This is a genomic window from Nannocystis sp. RBIL2 (assembly GCF_026626745.1).
Taxonomy (GTDB): domain Bacteria; phylum Myxococcota_A; class Polyangia; order Nannocystales; family Nannocystaceae; genus Nannocystis.
On record NZ_JAPNJW010000001.1, the window covers coordinates 3,392,888 to 3,412,323 of the forward strand.

Sequence of the window (19,436 nt, forward strand, 5' to 3'; positions counted from 1 at the left end):
TGCAGTCATGAGCGCCGCGCGTCTCCTCGACGAGATTCTGAGCCTCCCTCCCGACGAACGGCGCGCACTGATGCGCAAGGTCGCCGCCAGCCTGGGCGACCCGGCGTCTGAAACGCCGGGTGCCGCCAGTATCGAAGATGCATGGTACGCGGAGATCCAGGAGCGACGGCGACGCCTCGAAGCCGGTGAATCGTCGCTCATACCGTGGGGGGAAGTCCGCGACGAACTCCTGGCGGACGATCGGTGAGCCGCGCATGGCGCGGTGTACCGCGAAAATAACGAGCTCGTAGAACCAGGGCATGAACAAGCTCTTCTTCACCCTCGAGGCTCGCGCCGACCTCCGAGGGGCACGTTCGTGGTGCCGAACTGCCTATCCAAACGAATATCGTCGCCTTTGCCAGACCTTCGCCGATGCATTCGACGAAATCGCCGAGTCCCCGCTCCGCTGGGCTCCATGGCGAGCTCCCGATTACCGCCGGCGCCTCTTACCGCCCTATCCGTATGCCATCGTCTATCACCTCGCCGCCGATCACGTCATCATCGATGCGATCCTTCACCAGCGCCAGGATCCCACCCGACGCTTCCCGCCGTGACCCCTGCGCCCCGGAGGAGGAGAGCATCGGCCCCACGCCGGATGCCCTCGCCGAAGCGCAGTACCAGGAGGTGCTGCGTCGTCTGAGGGAGCTGGAGGACGGCGAGGACGAACTCATCGAGTGGGAACAGGTCCGTGCCGAGCTCCTGGCGCGTATCGACCGCCGGCTCTCCTGACTCCGCTCCTCGCCATGACCCACGACAAAGCGATCGTCACCTGCGCCCTCACCGGCGTGCTCACCAACCCCAAGCAGCACCCTGTCCCGGTCACACCGGAGGAGCTCGCGCGCGCCGCTCGGCAGGCGCGGGACGCCGGCGCCTCCGTCGTGCACGTCCACTTCCGGCGCCAGGAGCCTGGCATGGGCTTTTTGCCGTCGTGGGAGCCCGAGGTCGCCGTCGCGGTGCGCGAGGCCATCCGCGCCGAGTGCCCCGACCTCATCTTCAACATGACCACCGGCGTCGTCGGCGAGGACATCAGCGGCCCGGTCGCGTGCATGCGCGCCATCAAGCCCGAGATCGCCGCCTGCAACGCCGGCAGCCTCAACTACCTCAAGGCCAAGAGCGACGGCACCTGGGCCTGGCCGCCGATGGTGTTCGACAACCCTGTCGAGAAGGTCAAGGCCTTCCTCGACGTCATGGCCGAGTGCGGCACGGCCCCCGAGTTCGAGTGCTTCGACCTCGGCATCGTCCGCTCCGTCGGCCTCTTCGTCGACGTCGGCCTCGCCCGGCACCCGCACTACAACTTCGTCACTGGCGTCGCCTCCGGCATGCCGACCGACCCCGACCTCTTGCCGTTCCTGCTCAAGTACATCAAGCCGGGTTCGCGCTGGGAGGTCACCGCCATCGGCCGCGAGGAGATCTGGGCCATCCATCGCCGCACCGCCGAACTCGGCGGCGACCTGCGGACCGGCCTCGAGGACACCTTCTACTTGCCGGACGGCAGCCGCGCCGACAGCAACGGCCGGCTCATCGAAGCCCTCGTCGCCAGCGCTCGCGAGGTCGGCCGCGAGATCGCCTCGCCCGCCGAAGCTCGCCAGCGCATGCACCTCGCGGCCTGAGCCCGCGAGCTCGTCCTCGCCTCCCGACTCGACGCGCCGCGCGAGCGAAGCTCGCCGCGATCGTCCGGGCCTCGCTCCTCGTGTATGCGAGCGCCACGAGTGACGCGGTCGCGATCGCCACGCCCGTCGCCGGTGCGGCCGTGATAAAGTCGGCCGCAAAATGTCCGTCCTCGACGACGCCGACCGCGAAGCCCTGCGCGGCACCCTGCGTGGATTCATCGAGCGCGAGGTCATGCCGCACATCGACGCCTGGGAGGAGGCCGGCGGCTTCCCGCGCGAGCTCTACCGCCGCGCCGGCGAGCTCGGGATCCTCGGCCTCGGCTTCCCCGAGGAGCTCGGCGGCAGCCCGGGCGACAGCACCTCGCTCGTCGTCCTGTGCGAGGAGTTCGCGCGCACCGGCGCCGGCGGCCTCATCGCCGGCCTGTTCTCGCACGGCATCGGCTTGCCGCCGATCTTGAACCTCGGCGACGACGCGCAGAAGCGGCGCTTCGTGCCCGACGTCCTCGCCGGCCACAAGGTCGCCGCGCTCGCGGTCACCGAGCCCTCCGGCGGCTCCGACGTCGCCAACCTCAAGACAGTCGCTCGCCGCGACGGCGACCACTACGTCGTCCACGGCAGCAAGACCTTCATCACCTCCGGCATGCAGGCCGACCTCGTCACCGTCGCGGTGCGCACCGGTCCAACGGGGCTCGGCGGCATCTCGCTGCTCGTCGTCGAGGCCGGCACCCCCGGCTTCACCCGCACCGCGCTGGACAAGAAGATGGGCTGGTGGTGCTCCGACACCGCCACCCTCTACTTCGACGATTGTCGGGTCCCGGCTGCCAACCTGCTCGGCGAGGAGAACCACGGCTTCCTCGGCATCATGCAGAACTTCAACCGCGAGCGCCTGATGCTCGCGGCCATGGCCATCGCCTTCGCCCAGGTCTGCCTCGACGAGTCGATCGCCTACGCGCGCCAGCGCGAGACCTTCGGCAAGCCGCTCGCCACTCGCCAGGTCATCCGCCACAAGCTCGTCGACATGGCCACGCGGATCCACCCCGTGCGCACCTGGCTGTATGCGCTCGCGCGGCGCATCGACGCCGGCGAGTGGCCGATCGCCGAGATCTGCATGCTCAAGAACGCCGCCACCCAGTGCGTCGAGTTCTGCGCCAAGGAGGGCGTGCAGATCTTCGGCGGCGCCGGCTTCATCCGCGGCAACAAGGTCGAGCGGATCTACCGCGAGACCAAGGTCCTCGCCATCGGCGGCGGCGCCGAGGAGATCATGAAGGACCTCGCCGCCAAGCAGATGGGCCTTTAGTAAAACCAAACACTCTCGCCAGGAGCACGCCGTGGCCGTCGACACCATCCCTGCCCGCTTCTTCGCCCGGGGCCAGGCCCACCCGAACAAACCGGCCTACTACGTGCGCAAGGACGGCGCCTGGCGGCCGACCACCTGGCGCGAATACAACGACCAGGTCCGCACGGCCGCGCGGGCGATGATCGGCCTCGGTCTGCAGCCCGGCCAGGGCGTCTGCATCCTCGCCTACAACCGCGCCGAGTGGGCCATCACCGCCTTCGCAGCCATGGCCGCGGGCGGCGTCCCGGCCGGCATCTACACCACCTGCTCCGCCGGCGAGGTGCAGTACATCGTCCACCACGCCGAGGCCCCGCTGGTCGTCGTCGAGGACCGCGCCCAGTACGACAAGCTGGCCGCCCAGCGCGAGCAGCTGCCCGGCCTGCGTCACATCATCCTCATGCAGGGCGCGCCGGCCATCGACGACCCGCTCGTGCTGTCGTGGGAGCAGTTCCTCGCCCGCGCCGACGCCGTGCCCGAGGCCACCTTTACCGAGCGGCTGTCGGGCCTGCACGAGGACGACACCAGCACGTACATCTACACCTCCGGCACGACCGGCCCGCCGAAGGCCGTCATGCTGTCGCACAAGAGCGTGCTGTGGACCACCGAGGTGCTCGTCCGCCTGGTCGAGAACAGCCCCGACGACCGCCTGCTGTCGTACTTGCCGCTGTCGCACATCGCCGAGCAGATGCTCTCGATGCACGGCCCCGCCTGCTGCGGCCACGCGATCTACTGGGCCGAGGCGCTCGAGCGCGTGCCCGACAACCTCAAGGAGGTCCAGCCGACCGTCTTCTTCGGGGTGCCGCGGATCTGGGAGAAGTTCCACGCCGCGGTCGCAGCACGCCTGTCTCAAGTAACAGGTCCCAAGAAACAGCTGGTCACCTGGGCCGCCGACGTCGCCCGCCGCTACCACGCCCTCGCCACCCGCGGCCGCCCCGTCCCGCTGGCCCTGCGCGCCCAGTACCAGCTGGCCCGGCGCCTGGTCCTGACCAAGCTCAAGACCGCCCTCGGCCTCGGCAGCGCCCGCGCTTGCGTGTCCGGGGCCGCGCCGATCGCCGCTCACGTGCTCGAGTTCTTCACCGGCCTCGACGTGGTCGTCGCCGAGGTCTACGGCCAGAGCGAGGACTGCGGCCCGACCAGCCTCAACATCCCCGGCGCAACCAAGCTCGGCAGCGTCGGCCGCCCCATTCCTGGCCTCGAGGTCAGGCTCGGCGAAGACGGCGAGATCCTCGTGCGCGGCCCCAGCATCTTCAAGGGCTACTACAAGGACCCGGCCGCCACCGCCGAGGCGCTGCAGGACGGGTGGCTCCACTCGGGCGACCTCGGCGCCTTCGATCCCGACGGCTTCCTCTCGATCACCGGCCGCAAGAAGGAAATCATCATCACCGCCGGCGGCAAGAACATCGCCCCGAAGAACCTCGAGGCCGCGCTCAAGGAGAGCCCGCTGATCGAGGAGGCGGTCGTGATCGGCGATCGGCGCAAGTTCCTCAGCGCCTTGCTGGCGCTCGATCGCGCCGCCGCTGCCAAGTGGCTCGCCGGTCAGGGTCTGCCCGCCGACGAGCCGCTGCACGAGAACCCGGCGCTGGTGGCCGAGATCGGCAAGTGGGTCGAGAAGTCGGGCGAGCAGTTCGCCCGCGTCGAGCAGGTCCGCAAGTTCAAGCTGCTGCCGCGCAGCCTCAGCTCCGACCAGGGCGAGCTCACGCCCACCCTCAAGCTCAAGCGCAAGGTCATCGAGAAGCAGTGGGCCCCGCTGATCGAGGCCATGTACGAGGGCGGCGAGTGAGCCGCCCGCCCGCCACCGCCGGCGGGCGCGGCTCGGGATCAGGGCACCGTCACCAACACGCCCGCGCTCTCCACGTTGTGCTTGCCGGCGGCGCTGATCGCCCATGTCCCCGGGGACAGGTCGATGCTCGTCGCCTGCGCGGGGACGATGCGGTCGATCATGAACTCCTGGCCCGACTGGGCGTACACCACCCACGCGCGCAGGCTGTCCGCGTCGGCGTGGGCGAGCGTCGCCTGGGAGCCCTCGAGCGTGACCGTGGGCGGCGCCGGGACCTCGTCGACGAGCGCCGCGATCGGCGGCGTCAGGGCGGGCGTGGCGTAGAACTCGGCCCGCAGCGCGTCGGTGACCCCGAGCAGGTTGTCCTGCAGCGGCGCGATCTGGAAGAAGATGTTGCCCTGCGAGCCCTGCTCCGCGTATTGCCGGCTGAGCAGGATCTCCTGCTTGAACTCGTCGAGCGACCACTTGTCCTCGGTGCCGAGCTTGCTGAGGTAGTTGCCGGCGAAGATGTAGCGCCCGCCCCCGGTGATGCTCGACCACCACTCGATCAGCTTGCCGTACGCCTGGGCCGCCTGGGTCGTCGGCCAGTACAGCTGCGGCGCCAGGTAATCGACCCATCCTTCTTGCATCCACAGCAGCGGGTCGGCGTAGAGGCCCTCGTATTGATCGAAGCCGTTGATGCCTTCGGGGATCCCGGGGCGATAGATGCCGAACGGGCTGATGCCATAGCGGACGTGCGGGGCGATGTCGGCGACGGTGTCGCCGACCGCCTGGACCATCGCGTTGACGTTGTCGCGCCGCCAGTCGGCGCGCGACAGCTGCCCCCCGCCGCCCTGATAGGCCTCCCAGGTCGTGTCGTCGGGGAAGTCGACCCCGTCGACCGGGTACGGGTAGAAGTAATCGTCGAAGTGGATCCCGTCGACGTCGTAGCGGGTCACCAGATCGGCGACGACCGCCAGCAATAGGTCCTGCACCTCCTTGGCGCCCGGATCCATCCAAAGGAAGGTCGAGTACTCGTAGGCGTACTGGGGCAGCAGCGACGCGACGTGATTGTCGGCCAGGGCGTGGTTGGCGTTGGCCTTCGCGCGGTACGGATTGAGCCAGGCGTGGACCTCGATGCCGCGGGCGTGGCCCTCGTCGATCAAGAATTGCAGCGGGTCGACCCCGGGATCCTCCCCTTGTTCGCCTGTGAGGTAACGACTCCACGGCTCCAGGTCCGACGAATAGACCGCGTCGCACTCCGGCCGGACCTGGAAGACCACGGTATTGAGGCCCGCGGCCTGCACGGTATCGAGGATCGCCAGCAGCTCGTCCTGCAGCGCCGCCGCGGACAGCCCGGTCGCGCTGGGGAAGTTGATGTTGGACACCGTCGCCACCCATACGGCCCGCAACTCGCGGGTATGGGCCACCGGGACCAATTGCTGCGGCTCGCCGCCAGTCGTGCCAGTGCTGCTGGTCTCGTCGCCGGTGGTCGGCTCGTTCGTGGTGGTCGTGCCGGTCGCTGGCACATCCGCCGTCGTCGCGGTGGTGGCCGGTGCATCGGTCGTGTCCGCGCTGGACGTCGAAGCTTCCGTGGTCGTGGCCGGGTCCTGGCCGCAGGCCGGCAGCGCCGACAACACGACCACAAACGACAATCCTGTCGGGCGAAACAGCGCCATGTCTTCCTATAACACGACCACGCAGACCCGGGGATTTCCAACCATCAGGGGCCGGGCGCCCGGCCGCAAATGTGGGCGAACGCGCTTGCGTACGCTGTCACAATTCTCCCCCTGGACCCCTGGCTTGAGTAGGATGCCGCGCATGCGCAACCCCTCTCGCATCTTCTCGGCCGTCGCGGCCCTCGGCTTCATGGCCTCCCTGAGCGCTTGCCAGGTGAAGCCCGGCGAATACCGGATCTACAAGATCACGTCCCTGCCCGTGCAGGAGGGCGCCGACTGCGGCACGAACCCCGATCTGCGTGACTCCACCACGTTCTTCACCGCGGGCACGCTCCAGATCTTCGCCACAGACGCCGACGATTTCTTCCTCGAGTACGGGGAAGACGTGCTGATCGGCTCGCGCTCGGGCACGGATTACACGTTCGAGGGCGACGACGTCCAGGTCGATGACCCGGGCGAGAACACCACCACCACCACCACGCGGTCGCTCGACGTCGCCATCTCGATCAAGGGTTACAAGATCACCGGCGACTTCGTCCTGTTCACCTCGCAGTCCTGCGGCGGCGACTGTGACGGGTTCCCGTCCTACCAGTGCACGGTCACCGGCTCGTTCTTCGGCGCCGAGATCAAGGACGTCGAGCTCGAGCGCGGCGTCTGAGCGCCCCCCTCACAACAGCCCGTGCAGCGGCCCGCCCGGGGCCGCCCACTCGCGGACTCGGCGGGTCACCGCCGGGTCCTCGATCAATTGCGGGGCGTGATGCGGCTTGCGGCGCGCGTCGATCACCAGCGCGCCCTCGCAGCCCCAGTGCTTGTGGACCGTGCGCGCGCCGACCCCCTCGATGTCGACCGCCGGGTTCATGCGGGTGAAGGTCGCCCACAGGAAGTTATTGGTGGTGCGCGCCGCGAACTCGCTGTCGTCGACCAGCACCACCAGCGGGAAGCGATTGATCGCGTCCTCCGGCGTCAGCGCGGCGCAGAATCGCTGCAGTGCGCCGTCGCCGGCCACGGTGCACGCCGGGCTCGTCACCGCCAGCACCCCCGGCATGCACACGCGCGGGTCGGAGAAGCCCGGCGGCAGCCGCAGGTCGGCCGGCACCTCGACCGGCAGCGGACGCCGCGGCGCGCCGACGGCCGCGATCACCACCTTGCTGCCGACGTTGAGCCCGCCGCCCGAGTAGTCGAGCGTGTCGATGGTCGTCTCGGTGTGGAAGTGCAGGTCGCGGCGCCAGTCGACGCGCTCCAGGACATGTCCGAAGAAACCTGTCACATCGTGCAGGTCGAGGTTCGGCGCGTCGTCGGCCGCGGCGATCATCAGCACCTTGGCCAGCGACATCTGGCCCTGGCCGAGGATCGCGCTGGCCTGCGTCAGCAGCTCGGCGGGCCGGTCGCGCGGCGCGTAGGGCGTGTAGCGCTCGCTGCCGAGGGCCAGCAGCAGCGGGTGGACCCCGGCCGCGTCGACGGCGTGGACGGCGTGCACCCCGGGGATCACCGCCGGGATCGCCGGCCCCGTGATCTCGTGGATGATCGCGCCGAACTGGGTGTCCTCCTGCGGTGGCCGCCCGACCACCGTGAACGGCCAGATCGCGTCGGCGCGCGCGTACACCTTCTCGACGCGCAGCACCGGGAAGTCGTGCGCCAGGCTGTAGTAGCCGAGGTGGTCGCCGAACGGCCCCTCGGGCAGGCGCAGCTCGGGGTCGACCGTGCCGCAGATGACGAAGTCGGCCTCGCCGGCGAACGGCAGCGCACCTGGCCTTTGGACCATCCGCACCCGCCGCCCCGCCAGCGCCCCGGCGAACGCCAGCTCCGGCAGCCCCTCGGGCAGGGGCATCACCGCCGCCAGCGTCAGCGCCGGCGGGCCGCCGACGAAGATGTTGACGCGCAGCGGCTCGCCCTTGCGGATCGCCGCCGCGTGGTGGACCCCGATCCCGCGGTGGATCTGGTAGTGCAGCCCGATCTGGCGGTCCTGCGCGTAGCTGCCCCCGCCGAGCTGCGCGCGGTACATCCCGAGGTTGCTCTTCATCCACCCGGGCCGCTCGGGGTCCTCGCTGTAGACCTGCGGCAGGGTGATGAACGGCCCGCCGTCGAGCGGCCAGGACACCAGCTGCGGCAGGTCGGAGATCCGGATCTCCCGCGCCATGACCGGGCCGGAGCCGACGAACTTCGGCCGCGCGTGCCAGGCCGTGCGCACGAGGCCCGCGTAGCGCCACGGCCGGCGCATCACCGCCCCCGGGTCGCCGCGCAGGGCCACCAATTGCTTCACGCGGGCCAGCGTGTCGCGGAACAAAAACCGCGTGCGCTCGGCCGTCCCGAACAGGTTCGAGACCATCGGGAAGGCGCTGCCCTTGACCCGCGGGAACAGCAGCGCCGGGCCGCCGGCCTCGAAGACGCGGCGCTGGATCTCCGCCGCCTCGAGGTGCGGGTCGACCTCGACGTCGACGCGCGCGAGGTGGCCGTGCCGCTCGAGGTCGGCCACGCACTCGCGCAGCGATCGGTACGCGCTCATCTCGCCGGCTTGGCAAAGAGCCGCGGCGCCTGGCCTTCAGGACAGGCGCCACGGCGCTCGGATCACATGCAGACCGAGCCGACCAGCGCGCCCATGTCGAGGTCGACGGCCGGGTCGCTGCACATCTGGCCCATCGGGCAGTCGGCATCTTCGTTGCACTCGCCGCAGACGCCGAGCTTCAGCAGGCCCATGACGCTGGCCTCGCCGCAGAAGCCCGACTTGCAGGCCTTGTTGCCGGCCGGGTTGCCGCCGTCGTCCTCGAGCGAGCAGCCGAAATTGTTCTCCACCGAGCCGTCGGCGAGGCAGTCGAGCTGGCCCTTGAAGTTGGGCACGTCGTAGGTCGGCGTGCAGTTGGCCAGCGCCGGGTCGGTGCAGTCGGCGTTGTCCTTGCACTGGCCGCAGGTGGCGACGGTGATGATGCCGGGGACCTCGAGCAGGGTGCCGCAGATGCCGAACTCGGCATCGGCGCAGACCGCGTCGGTCTGGCAGCCCTCGCCGGGGCCGCCCATGTTGCAGGTGGCGCCGACGCCGGCGATCGGGTTGGGCACGGAGCAGCCGCCGGGCGAGCAGTCGGCGTCTTCGAGGCACTCGCCGCAGAAGCCGCCGAGGGCCGGGACGACGAAGCACTTCTCGGTGTCGCAGCCGCAGCCGGACGAGTCGGTGCAGGGGCTGTTGACCGGCTGGTCCTCGGGGTCGTTGCAGAGCGAGCCGGTGGTGACCGTGGTTTCGGTCGTGGTGGTCGTCGTCGGGTTGTCCGGGGTGGTCGTGCCGGTCTCGGAGTCGGTGCCCGTGCCGGCGGTCGGCTCGGTCGTCGTCGTCGGGGTGTTGGTCGTCGTCGAGTCGCCCATCGTGGCGTCGGTCGTCGTCGGCGCCGTGGTGGCGCTGTCGCTGGCCGTGGCCGAGTCGCCCCTGTCGTCGCCGCAGGCGACGGTGGTCAAGGAAAGCGCCAGCGCGCTGGCGAAGAAGAAGCGCAGGTTGGTACAGGTCATCGCGGTCTCCGTGGGGTGCGTCCCCCGACTCTTAGGATCAGGCTCGAACAGGGCTTGAGAGAACCAGGGTTTGGCCCCCGCAGGGGCCGTGGGAGCGAGAATCAGGGCCAGGGGCCCCGAGCTGGAACCAGGGTTTCAGCCGGTGGTACAGGGCCCGGGCCCTGGCGCGGCATGAAGCGATCGTCACGAAACGGGGCCCTGGCGGCCCCACTCGGGGATCTTCGCCTTACTACTCTGCTCCTCCATGCCGGCGCAAGTCCCCGCCGAAAGCACCCGCGAACCGCGCAATCCCGGCGCATTCGGGCGCGAACAGCAGCATGTTCTCGAGCTAGAGTCGGGAGTGATGAACCCCACCGTCCGCTGCGGCCTCATCCAGTGCAGTAACCCCATCAACGACGAGACTGTCCCGGTCAAGGAGATCCAGCAGGCCATGCTCGACAAGCACCTGCCCTTCCTGAAGGAAGCCGGCCGGCGCGGCGTGCAGATCCTCTGCCTGCAAGAGATCTTCAACGGACCGTACTTCTGCCCGGGTCAGGACCGCCGCTGGTACGCGGCCGCCGAGCCGATTCCGGGGCCCACGACCGCGCTGATGCAGGAGTACGCGAAGTCGCTCGGCATGGCGATCGTGGTGCCGCTCTACGAGGAGGCGATGCGCGGCGTCTACTACAACACCGCGGCCGTGGTCGACGCCGACGGCACGTACCTCGGCAAGTACCGCAAGCAGCACATCCCGCAGACCTCGGGGTTCTGGGAGAAATTCTTCTTCAAGCCCGGCGACCTCGGCTACCCGGTCTTCCGCACGCAATTCGCCACCATCGGGGTCTACATTTGCTACGACCGGCACTTCCCGGAGGGGGCGCGCGCCCTCGGCCTGAACGGCGCCGAGATCGTGTTCAACCCGAGCGCGACGGTCGCGGGCCTGAGCCAGTACCTGTGGAAGCTGGAGCAGCCGGCGCACGCGGTGGCCAACGGCTACTACGTCGGCGCGATCAACCGCGTCGGCACCGAGGCGCCGTGGAACATCGGCAAGTTCTACGGCCACAGCTACTTCGTCGACCCGCGCGGCAAGTTCCTCGCCGAGGCCAGCGAGGACAACGACGAGCTGGTGGTGGCCGACCTCGACCTGTCGGTGATCGACGAGGTCCGGCAGACCTGGCAGTTCTACCGTGACCGTCGCCCCGAGACCTACGGCGACCTCACGAAGCTGTAACGCCCGCGCCGCCCCGTCCCCCTGCGCCCCGTCCCCTGCGAGGTCTCGCATGTCCGGCATCGTCATTCGCAACGGCCAAGTCGTCACCGCCCTCGATCAATACGTCGCCGACATCTACTGCGAAGGCGGCAAGATCGTCGCCGTCGGCGAGAACCTCGACGTGCCCGCCGGCACCGAGGTCGTCGACGCCTCCGGGCAGTACGTCCTGCCCGGCGGCATCGACGCTCACACGCACATGGAGCTGCCCTTCATGGGCACCGTCAGCTCCGACGACTTCTTCACCGGCACCGCCGCCGGGATCGCGGGCGGCACCACCTCGATCATCGACTTCATCATCCCGAGCCGCAACCAGAGCCTCATCGAGGCCCGCGACTTCTGGATGAACAACGCCAAGAAGGCCTGCGCCGACTACGGCTTCCACATGGCCGTGACCTGGTACGGCGAGCAGGTCGAGCAGGAGATGCGCCGCGTCTTCCAGGAGGACGGCATCTCCTCGTTCAAGGTCTTCATGGCCTACACCGGCGCGATCGGGGTCGACGACGACGAGATGATCGGCGTCATCGACACCGCCGCCTCCCTCGGCGCCCTCGTCACCGCCCACTGCGAGCACGGCCTCGCGGTCCAGGCGCTGCAGCGCAAGCTGATCGCCCAGGGCAAGACCTCCCCGCGCCACCACGCCGAGAGCCGGCCCTCGTGGGTCGAGGGCGAGGCGACGAACCGCGCGATCATGCTGGCGCGCTGCTCCGGCCAGCCGATCTACATCGTCCACCTCACCTGCAAGGAGTCGCTCGACGCGGTCGTGCGCGCCCGCCAGGAGGGCCAGCTGGTCTACGTCGAGACCTGCCCGCAGTACCTGCTGCTCGACGACAGCGTCTACGACAAGCCCGACTTCGAGGGCGCGGCCTACGTCATGAGCCCGCCGATCCGCCCCAAGGGCCACCAGGAGGCGCTGTGGCACGCGTTGTCGTGCGGCCTCATCCACCACGTCGCCACCGACCACTGCCCGTTCCGCCAACATGACCAAAAGGTCATGGGCCTGCACGACTTCACGAAGATCCCCAACGGCGCCGCCGGCATCGAGAACCGGATCGCCCTGATGTACACGTACGGCGTCGCCACCGGCCGCCTCACGCTGAACCAGCTGGTCGACGTCTGCTGCACCCAGCCGGCCAAGATCTTCGGCCTCTACCCGCGCAAGGGCGCGATCCGGGTCGGGGCCGACGCCGACCTGTTCACCTACGACCCCGCCGCCTCCTCGACGATCAGCGCCCGCACCCACCACCAGCGGGTCGACCGCAACATCTTCGAGGGCTTCGAGATCCGCGGCGCGGTCACCAACACCGTCGTCGCCGGCAAGCTGGCGTTCACGAGGGGCGAGCTCCGGGTCGAGCGCGGGGCCGGTCGCTACCTCCACCGGGTCTGATCGGCCAGGCGTTCGGCCTGAACCTTCGGTCATGTTCTAAAAAGCAGGCTCGAAAGAGCCTGTTCTTTTATTTCTTTCAGGCTCGCCGTCGCGCGCGGGCCCCCGCAGCGGGGCGCCCGGCACCCGCGTCAGCCCACGCCGGATCTGTCCCGACGGACCTGCCGCGAAGGACAGCCGCCGCCGCGTCTGCGCCTGCGCATCTGCGGGCGCTGCTGTCCGATTCGGGATTCACGGATCGTCCCGTCCTGTCCCGAAGGTCAGCCTCAAACTCCCCCTTGAGAGGGGCACCTGCGGTATTGTGCGCTGGATGCGTGTCTCGCAAGTCTGGCCTGCTGTCCTGGTAGCTCTGTATTCGACCCTGGCTCTGGCGCAGTCGCCTGCCATCTCTCCAGGACCGCGGGGCGAGCCGGCGCCCGCGGCGGCCCCCGCCAGCGAGCCCACGCCCGACGCCGCCGCCACCGAGCCCGCCGTCGCGCCCGAGGGCCCCGCCGAGGACACCGCGGCTGCTCCCCCGCCCGAGCCGGCACCCAACGCCGCCCCGCCCTCGTCGCCGGAGGGCGTCGCCGACTCGTCGCGCACCCCGGTCGTCGAGCCGCGCGCCAAGCCCGACGGCACCGGCGAGCTGCCGCCGCTGCCGGCCCGCCATCGCCTCGTCTACAGCAACCTGCTGGTCCTGCGGGTCAACCCGCTCGGCGCCGAGGACCGCTTCACCCTCGGCTACAACCTGCGCCTCTACAACAACCCGAAGCCGCTGTTCCGCGACTCCTACTTCGGCGTCGGCTTCAGCCCGACCATCTCGCCCTCGATCTCCCGCATCGGTGGCAACATCGACTTCGCCCCGCTGACGATCCTCCGCTTCCGCGGCGCCTACTACCTCGCCACCTGGTACGGCAGCGACCGCTTCAAGGCCCACCCCTACTCGTCGCCGACGACCGAGTACGGCCCCCAGAAGCTCAAGAACGAGGCGGGCGCCAACGTCCTCGGCGGTCAGGTCGAGCTCAGCGCGCTGTTCCAGGTGCGCGTGAAGATGATCGCGATCCGCAACGAGGTCACCTTCTACAACAACAACATCCGCCTGCCGACCGGCAACGACGTGTTCTACGACCTGCGCCACGACGTCCTGGTGCCGGCCAAGGGTTGGTTCCTCACCAACGACACCGACCTGCTTTACATGACCAAGTTCGGCCTCAACGCCGGCGTGCGCAACTCGCTGGTCCACGTGTTCTACACGTCGAAGATGTACGGCCCCGGCGAGGTCACGGACAACCCCAACACGCCGATGGACCGCCTCGGCCCGGTCCTGACCTACACGTTCTTCGACCGCCCCGAGAAGCGCTTCAACAAGCCGACGCTGATCTTCGCCGCCCAGTGGTGGCTCAAGCACCGCTACCGCGGCCAGGGTGCGCCGGGCATGGAGGACCGGATCCACCAGGGCATCCCGCTGTTCTTGCTCGGCTTCTCGTTCACCGGCGAGCTGGTGAGAAGCAAGCACTGAGCCGCCCGCCCCCGCGAATCGCCGCGACGCCCCGCGCTCGCGGCGATTTGTTTTTAAAGAAATGGACCGATTTCGCCGGGCTGCAGCGCCCGCTGTCACATGTCCCTTGCGACATGTCATCGCCGACCTGGCGTAAGCCGAGGTCGAGGTCGTCGCTCGCCGACATCGAGCACGTCCGCGCCCGCTCGACACAGGTGCCGCTGGCGCGATCTCTTCGCGCGGCCCTGATACGATCCTACGCAAATGACGACGCGTGACTGGACCACCGCGGGGGCTGGCGGCGAATCCCTGTTGCAAGCGCTGACCGACTTGCCGGGCTCCGTGTTGACATCGTTCCTCATGACCCTCGCCGAGCGGCGGGCTCGCGGGCGGGGCCCGGCCGACGTCCTGCGGCAGTGGGAGAGCGACACCTTTACCGGCCTCTCCGCCGTCGACCTGCGCCTGGTGCTGCGCGCCGAGCTGCGGCTCCTGGAGGCCGCCGCCGCCTTCGAGGCCGTCGACCTGCCGCCCCTCGCCCCGCTGGCGACCTGCACTGCGGTCGGCCCGATCAGCCAGAACAAGATCGTCACGACCTTACGTGGCACCGAGGTCGTGTCCGACTCCACCAATGTGCTCGCGCTCGAGTGTGCCCGTCGGCTACGACGCGACCCCGATACACCGGTCCGATTGACCACCTGTCAGCGCGTCGTCCGGGCGCAGGAGATCCCCAAGCTACCGGGCTACTCCCACCACTTCAGGCTGTTCACGCTGGCGACGGCCGGGCGACAGACGCGAGATCACGGCTTCTTGGTGGATGCCCTGATCGAGCATGTGCGTACCCTTCTGACTGGTTTCGACGAATTGACCCAGGAAGGCTACACATTCGGCCGACGGTCCGTGCGCCTGCTGGCCACCGCCGCTCGCAGCGCCCTCGCCGATCGCATCTCCGAGCAATTGGCACCAGTCGTGGACGTCGTCCGCGGGCCGCTCGATCACCCGTATTACGACGGTCTGCGCTTCACGATCGAGCTCATCGCGGCGGACGGCAGCGTCTTCCCGATCGCCGACGGCGGCGCCTTCGACTGGGTCGCCCGGCTGGCCGCCAACCGCCGCCTGGTGTTCGTGGCGAGTGGACTGGGCACCCAGTTGGTGAGCCTGTTGTTCCGGCGGTAGGTCCGCCTCTTTACAGTCGCGGAATCGACAGCCATCATTCGCCGGCGTGGCCGCGGATCCCTCCGACCTCGATCGGCCAGATCGTCCACGGGACCGCGATGCCGACGGTCTCACGCGCGCCGACGGCATTTCCTCGGCGCGGTCGCCCCCGCCGCCCGTCTCCGCGCACGGTCGGTACAATGGCGCTCAGGACCTGTCCGAACCGCCATCTATGGTCAATGCCCATCCGCTGCGGCCGCTGATCCGGACCGGCGCGGCGCGGGTGGTTTCGCGGCTGTCCGGTCCTGCAGCAAATGTCCCTTGGGCCATCCTCCACGGCGACGTGCGCGACGGCCTGGCCGCGCTGGCCGACCACTCGATCGCCTGCATCGTCACCAGCCCGCCGTACTTCTGGCAGCGCGACTACGGGGTCGCCGGGCAGCTCGGGCACGAGCCGACCATCGCCGCCTACGTCGCCTCGATGCGCGGGGTGTTCGCCGCGGCCCGGCGCGTGCTCAAGAAGGACGGCGCGCTGTTCCTCAACCTCGGCGACACCTACTACTCGGCCAAGGGCCGCCCGCACGGGCGCGACGACAAGCACCGCGGGCGCATGCTCGCGCGCAGCACCCTGCGCGCGGTCGACGGCCCCGGCCTCGGCCTCCCGCGCAAGAGCCTGATCGGCATCCCCTGGCGGGTCGCGCTCGCGCTGCAGGACGACGGCTGGACCCTGCGCAGCGACATCATCTGGAAGCGCCCGGCTACCATGCCCGAGCCGACCGCCCGCGACCGCCCGTGGAACACCCACGAGCACGTGTTCCTGTTCTCCCTCGCCCCGCGCTACCACTTCGACCGCGGCGCGCTGCAGGGCGAGGAGGACATCTGGCAGATCACCGCCCGCCCCGACAACCCCGCCGCCCACTTCGCACCCTTCCCCGCCGCCCTCGCCGACCGCTGCATCCGCGCCGGCTGCCGCCCCGGCGGGGTCGTCCTCGACCCCTTCGCCGGCTCCGGCACCACCCTCCTGGCCGCCCGCGGCCTCGGCCACCCCGCGATCGGCATCGAGCTGTCGCAGAGCTACTGCGACGCCATGGCCACGGCCCTCGGCGCTAGCTGACCCTCGGGACATGTCCTCATGGGCATGCCCGTCGGACATGCTTCAGCGGACGAACGGGTCGCCGAACTTCGGGTCCCCGAGCATCGCCTCGTCGGTGAGCGTGCCGAGGAACGCCACCAGCGCGCCCTTCTCGGCCGGCGTCAGGTTCATGCGCCGCGGCTGCTGGTTCGGCCCGCGCAGCCGCGGGTCGAGGTTCGGGTGCGGCTTTATCCCGCTGTCGTAATGGTCGATCACCTCGGCCAGGGTGGCAAACCGCCCGTCGTGCATGTACGGCCCCGTCACCGCGATGTTGCGCAGCGACGACGACTTGAAGCGCCCGTCGTCCGCGGGGTCGCCGGTGACGTCCCCGACGCCGTTGTCGTCCGCGAGCGGTCCGGCGTCGAGCCCGTTGTTGAGCGGCTCCAGCGGGAGGAAGATCGCCTGATTGGCGAAGTCCTGCCCGGGCGGCGGCGGCGGTCCGCCGAGGTGGCAAGCCACGCAGGCAGTGCGCGGCTGCAGGAACAGGTCCTTGCCGAGGTTCTCCTCGGCGGTGAAGTTGGCGAACTCGCCGCGGATCGATCCGGCCGCGGCGAGCCCCTCGTCGAAGCGCGAGCGGTACGACGCCATCGCGCGCACGAACTGGGCCAGGGCGCGGGCGATCCGCTCGGTCGTCACCTCGTCGTCGCCGAACGCGGCGATGAACAGCTCGCGGTAGTACGGCCGCGTCGACACCCGCTCGACCAGCTCCGTCAGCGTCAGCCCCATCTCGACCTCGTTCTGGATCGGCCCCAGCACCTGCTCCTCGAGCGTCGCCGCCCGCTCGTCCCAGAAGAACCGCCCGGTCGCGTACCAGCGCGACTCCGACAGCCCCATCGAGTTGCGCCCCGTCAGCCCGCCCTCGAAGCCCTCGCTGAACTGCGTGGTGTCGCTGAAGCCCGCCGCCTGCTGGTGGCACGTCCCGCACGCGACCGTCTCGTTGCGCGACAGCGCCGTGTCGTAGAACAGCACCCGGCCGAGCGTCGCCCCGTGGTCGGTGATCGGGTTGTCCTGCGGCGTGTTGTCGAGGTCGCGGACCGGCGGCGTCCGGAAGTGCGCCGGCAAGTCCGGGTTCGCGTAGTCGTACGGCGTCGCCGGCAAGTCGAGCCCGTCCCCGTCCTCGTCGTCGCCTCCGGTGCTGCTGCCGTCGGCATCCGTCGTCTCGGCGCCTTCGGACCCGGTCGTCTCGGCGCCGCCGTCCTCGCTCGTGGACGACGTGCCGCTCGCATCATCGCCGCCGCTCGCCCCGGACCCGCCGGCATCACAAGCGCCGGCGAGCGCGAGCACGAGCGCGAGGCTCGTTCGAGAGAGGTGACCTACGCAGGAGTGCTTCGAGATCGTGACGGGCATGCCCCCGCCTCAAGCACCCCGCGAGCCGTCGCTCCGCGCCCCCCGATCTGCAACCACCGCGGGCACTTCCATCGCCCCGGCGGACCTCGCAGTCCAGGCCCCGGCAAGATCCGCCGACCGCGTGCGGCGGATCTCGCCGACCGTCTACAGCCCCATCTGCTTGGCGATGATGATCTTCATGACCTCGTTCGTGCCGGCGAAGATCCGCTGCACCCGCGCATCCATGTAGGCGCGCGAGATCGGGTACTCGAGCATGTAGCCGTAGCCCCCGAACATCTGCAGACAGGCGTCGACCACCCGGCCCAGCATCTCGGTCTGCCACAGCTTGGCCATCGAGCACTCCTTCACCAGGTACTCGCCCGACATGTGCTCGGCGATCAGGCGGTCGAGGAACACCCGCCCGACCTCGACCTCGGTGGCGCACTCGGCCAGCTTGAACTGGGTGTTCTGGAACTTGACGATCGAGCGGCCGAACGCCTTGCGCTCCTGCACGTACGCCAGAGTGTCGGCGAGCACCACCTCGGCGCCGGCCTGCGAGCCGATCGCCACCACCAGCCGCTCCTGCTGCAGCTTCTGCATCAACATCAGGAAGCCGGCGCCGGGCGAGCCCAGGATGTTTTCGGCGGGGATCCGGCACTCCTCGAAGAACAGCTCGGAGGTGTCCTGCGAGTACATGCCGGCCTTCTTGAGCTTCTTGCCGCGGACGAACCCGGGGCGGTGGCCCTCGACCACGAACAGCGACAGGTTCTGGTGCGGGCTGTCGGAGCTCTCGGAGCGAGCCGCTACGACGCACAGGTCGCACAGGATGCCGTTCGAGATGAACGTCTTGGCCCCGTTGATCACGTACTCGTCGCCCTCGCGGCGCGCAGTGGTCGCGATCGCCGCCAGGTCGGAGCCCGTGCCCGGCTCGGTCATCGCGATCGCGGTCACCAGGTCGCCCGACACGCAGCCCGGCAGCCACTTCTTCTTCTGCTCGTCGGTGCCGAAGGTGGCGATGTACGGCACGACGATGTCGCTGTGCAGCGGCAGCGCGAAGCCCGACTCGTGGACCTTCGCCAGCTCCTCCATGATGATCACCGAGTGCAGGAAGTCGCCGCCCGGCCCGCCCTCCTCCTCGGCCAGCCACGGGCACAGGAGCCCCGCCGCGCCGGCCTTGCGCCACGTCTCGCGGTCGACGATCCCCTCCTCCATCCACCGCTCCTGATGCGGCACCACCTCGCGGGCGAAGAACTCCCGCGCCGTCGCGCGGAACAGGTCGTGGTCGGGGGAGAAGAGGCTTCGCTTCATCGCGCCCTGTTTATCGCACAATCACAGGAACGGAGCGACCACCGCTTCCAGCTGTGGCCCGAACACCGCGCCCGGCTGACGGAACGCCAGTTGCCCGCCCTGATACACGCACAGCGTCGGGATCGACTGGATCTGCAGCGTCGCCGCAGTCTGCCGGTGCTGCTCCGTGTCGAGCTTCAGCACCAACAGCTTGCCCGCGTGGCGCGCCGCCAGGTCGGCGATGTGCGGCGCCAGCTGCCGGCACGGCCCGCACCACGGGGCCCAGAAGTCGACCAGCACCGGCACCGGCGCGTTGGCCACCGCGCGCTGCAGCTCTGCGTCGCTCACGTCCTGCGGGTGCCCGGTGGTGTCGAGCTTCTGCTTGCAGCGGCCGCACTTCGGCGCGTCGAAGCGGCGCTCGCCCGCGATCTTGTTCATCTGTCCACACGCCCCGCACCGGAAGAACAGCGCCTCGCTCATCGTCGTCACCTCGCCGCGCGTCTGCGCGCCCGAAAATTAG

The 19,436-nt window shown here is 69.6% G+C and carries 17 protein-coding genes; 11 read left to right on the forward strand and 6 right to left on the reverse strand.

What is annotated here, in order from left to right:
• Positions 1-7: 7 nt before the first annotated feature.
• The 5 genes from OV090_RS13250 to OV090_RS13270 all read left to right on the forward strand — a co-directional run bounded on the left by OV090_RS13250 (position 8) and on the right by OV090_RS13270 (position 4,765).
• Positions 8-247: an addiction module protein gene (locus OV090_RS13250; protein ID WP_267703974.1), complete on the forward strand. Its 240-nt coding sequence runs from the start codon at positions 8-10 to the stop codon at positions 245-247.
• 52 nt (positions 248-299) lie between these two features.
• Positions 300-593 carry a type II toxin-antitoxin system RelE/ParE family toxin gene (locus OV090_RS13255; protein WP_267703975.1) on the forward strand — a complete coding sequence of 98 codons (294 nt, stop codon included), beginning with the start codon at positions 300-302 and terminating at the stop codon, positions 591-593.
• A 189-nt stretch (positions 594-782) separates the two neighbouring features.
• Positions 783-1,649, forward strand: a complete 867-nt coding sequence (locus OV090_RS13260) for a 3-keto-5-aminohexanoate cleavage protein (RefSeq protein WP_267703976.1) — start codon at positions 783-785, stop codon at positions 1,647-1,649.
• A 160-nt stretch (positions 1,650-1,809) separates the two neighbouring features.
• On the forward strand, positions 1,810-2,946 hold the full coding sequence (locus OV090_RS13265) for an acyl-CoA dehydrogenase family protein (RefSeq protein ID WP_267703977.1): 1,137 nt from the start codon (positions 1,810-1,812) through the stop codon (positions 2,944-2,946).
• 31 nt (positions 2,947-2,977) lie between these two features.
• The gene (locus tag OV090_RS13270) at positions 2,978-4,765 is read left to right on the forward strand and encodes a long-chain fatty acid--CoA ligase (RefSeq protein ID WP_267703978.1); all 1,788 of its coding nucleotides are present in this window, start codon (positions 2,978-2,980) and stop codon (positions 4,763-4,765) included.
• A gap of 38 nt (positions 4,766-4,803) precedes the next feature.
• Here OV090_RS13270 and OV090_RS13275 read toward each other — a convergent pair whose 3' ends face one another.
• Positions 4,804-6,420, reverse strand: coding sequence for a family 10 glycosylhydrolase (locus tag OV090_RS13275; RefSeq protein WP_267703979.1), 1,617 nt, complete (start codon positions 6,418-6,420; stop codon positions 4,804-4,806).
• Positions 6,421-6,562: 142 nt separating this feature from the next.
• Between OV090_RS13275 and OV090_RS13280 the strand changes: the two genes are divergently transcribed.
• Positions 6,563-7,078 carry a hypothetical protein gene (locus OV090_RS13280; protein WP_267703980.1) on the forward strand — a complete coding sequence of 172 codons (516 nt, stop codon included), beginning with the start codon at positions 6,563-6,565 and terminating at the stop codon, positions 7,076-7,078.
• 9 nt (positions 7,079-7,087) lie between these two features.
• Here OV090_RS13280 and OV090_RS13285 read toward each other — a convergent pair whose 3' ends face one another.
• Together OV090_RS13285 and OV090_RS13290 are read right to left on the reverse strand one after the other, a co-directional pair.
• Positions 7,088-8,923, reverse strand: coding sequence for a UbiD family decarboxylase (locus OV090_RS13285; RefSeq protein ID WP_267703981.1), 1,836 nt, complete (start codon positions 8,921-8,923; stop codon positions 7,088-7,090).
• Between the two features lie 62 nt (positions 8,924-8,985).
• Positions 8,986-9,912, reverse strand: a complete 927-nt coding sequence (locus OV090_RS13290; RefSeq protein ID WP_267703982.1) for a hypothetical protein — start codon at positions 9,910-9,912, stop codon at positions 8,986-8,988.
• A 343-nt stretch (positions 9,913-10,255) separates the two neighbouring features.
• Here OV090_RS13290 and OV090_RS13295 point away from each other — a divergent pair, with 343 nt between their 5' ends.
• The 5 genes from OV090_RS13295 (at position 10,256) to OV090_RS13315 (ending at position 16,285) form a co-directional block, all read left to right on the forward strand.
• A complete protein-coding gene (locus tag OV090_RS13295; RefSeq protein WP_267703983.1) occupies positions 10,256-11,122 on the forward strand; it encodes a nitrilase-related carbon-nitrogen hydrolase in 867 nt (288 codons plus the stop codon).
• 49 nt (positions 11,123-11,171) lie between these two features.
• A complete protein-coding gene (gene hydA / locus OV090_RS13300; protein WP_267703984.1) occupies positions 11,172-12,545 on the forward strand; it encodes a dihydropyrimidinase in 1,374 nt (457 codons plus the stop codon).
• 307 nt (positions 12,546-12,852) lie between these two features.
• Entirely contained in the window at positions 12,853-14,040 is a 1,188-nt protein-coding gene (locus tag OV090_RS13305) for a hypothetical protein (RefSeq protein ID WP_267703985.1), read from the forward strand.
• Between the two features lie 339 nt (positions 14,041-14,379).
• Positions 14,380-15,192 carry a hypothetical protein gene (locus OV090_RS13310; RefSeq protein WP_267703986.1) on the forward strand — a complete coding sequence of 271 codons (813 nt, stop codon included), beginning with the start codon at positions 14,380-14,382 and terminating at the stop codon, positions 15,190-15,192.
• A gap of 211 nt (positions 15,193-15,403) precedes the next feature.
• Entirely contained in the window at positions 15,404-16,285 is an 882-nt protein-coding gene (locus tag OV090_RS13315) for a site-specific DNA-methyltransferase (protein ID WP_267703987.1), read from the forward strand.
• A 42-nt stretch (positions 16,286-16,327) separates the two neighbouring features.
• Here OV090_RS13315 and OV090_RS13320 read toward each other — a convergent pair whose 3' ends face one another.
• The 3 genes from OV090_RS13320 to OV090_RS13330 all read right to left on the reverse strand — a co-directional run bounded on the left by OV090_RS13320 (position 16,328) and on the right by OV090_RS13330 (position 19,396).
• Entirely contained in the window at positions 16,328-17,650 is a 1,323-nt protein-coding gene (locus OV090_RS13320) for a cytochrome c peroxidase (RefSeq protein ID WP_267703988.1), read from the reverse strand.
• Positions 17,651-17,794: 144 nt separating this feature from the next.
• On the reverse strand, positions 17,795-18,937 hold the full coding sequence (locus tag OV090_RS13325) for an acyl-CoA dehydrogenase family protein (RefSeq protein ID WP_267703989.1): 1,143 nt from the start codon (positions 18,935-18,937) through the stop codon (positions 17,795-17,797).
• Positions 18,938-18,958: 21 nt separating this feature from the next.
• Positions 18,959-19,396 carry a thioredoxin domain-containing protein gene (locus OV090_RS13330; protein WP_267703990.1) on the reverse strand — a complete coding sequence of 146 codons (438 nt, stop codon included), beginning with the start codon at positions 19,394-19,396 and terminating at the stop codon, positions 18,959-18,961.
• Positions 19,397-19,436 lie beyond the last annotated feature (40 nt).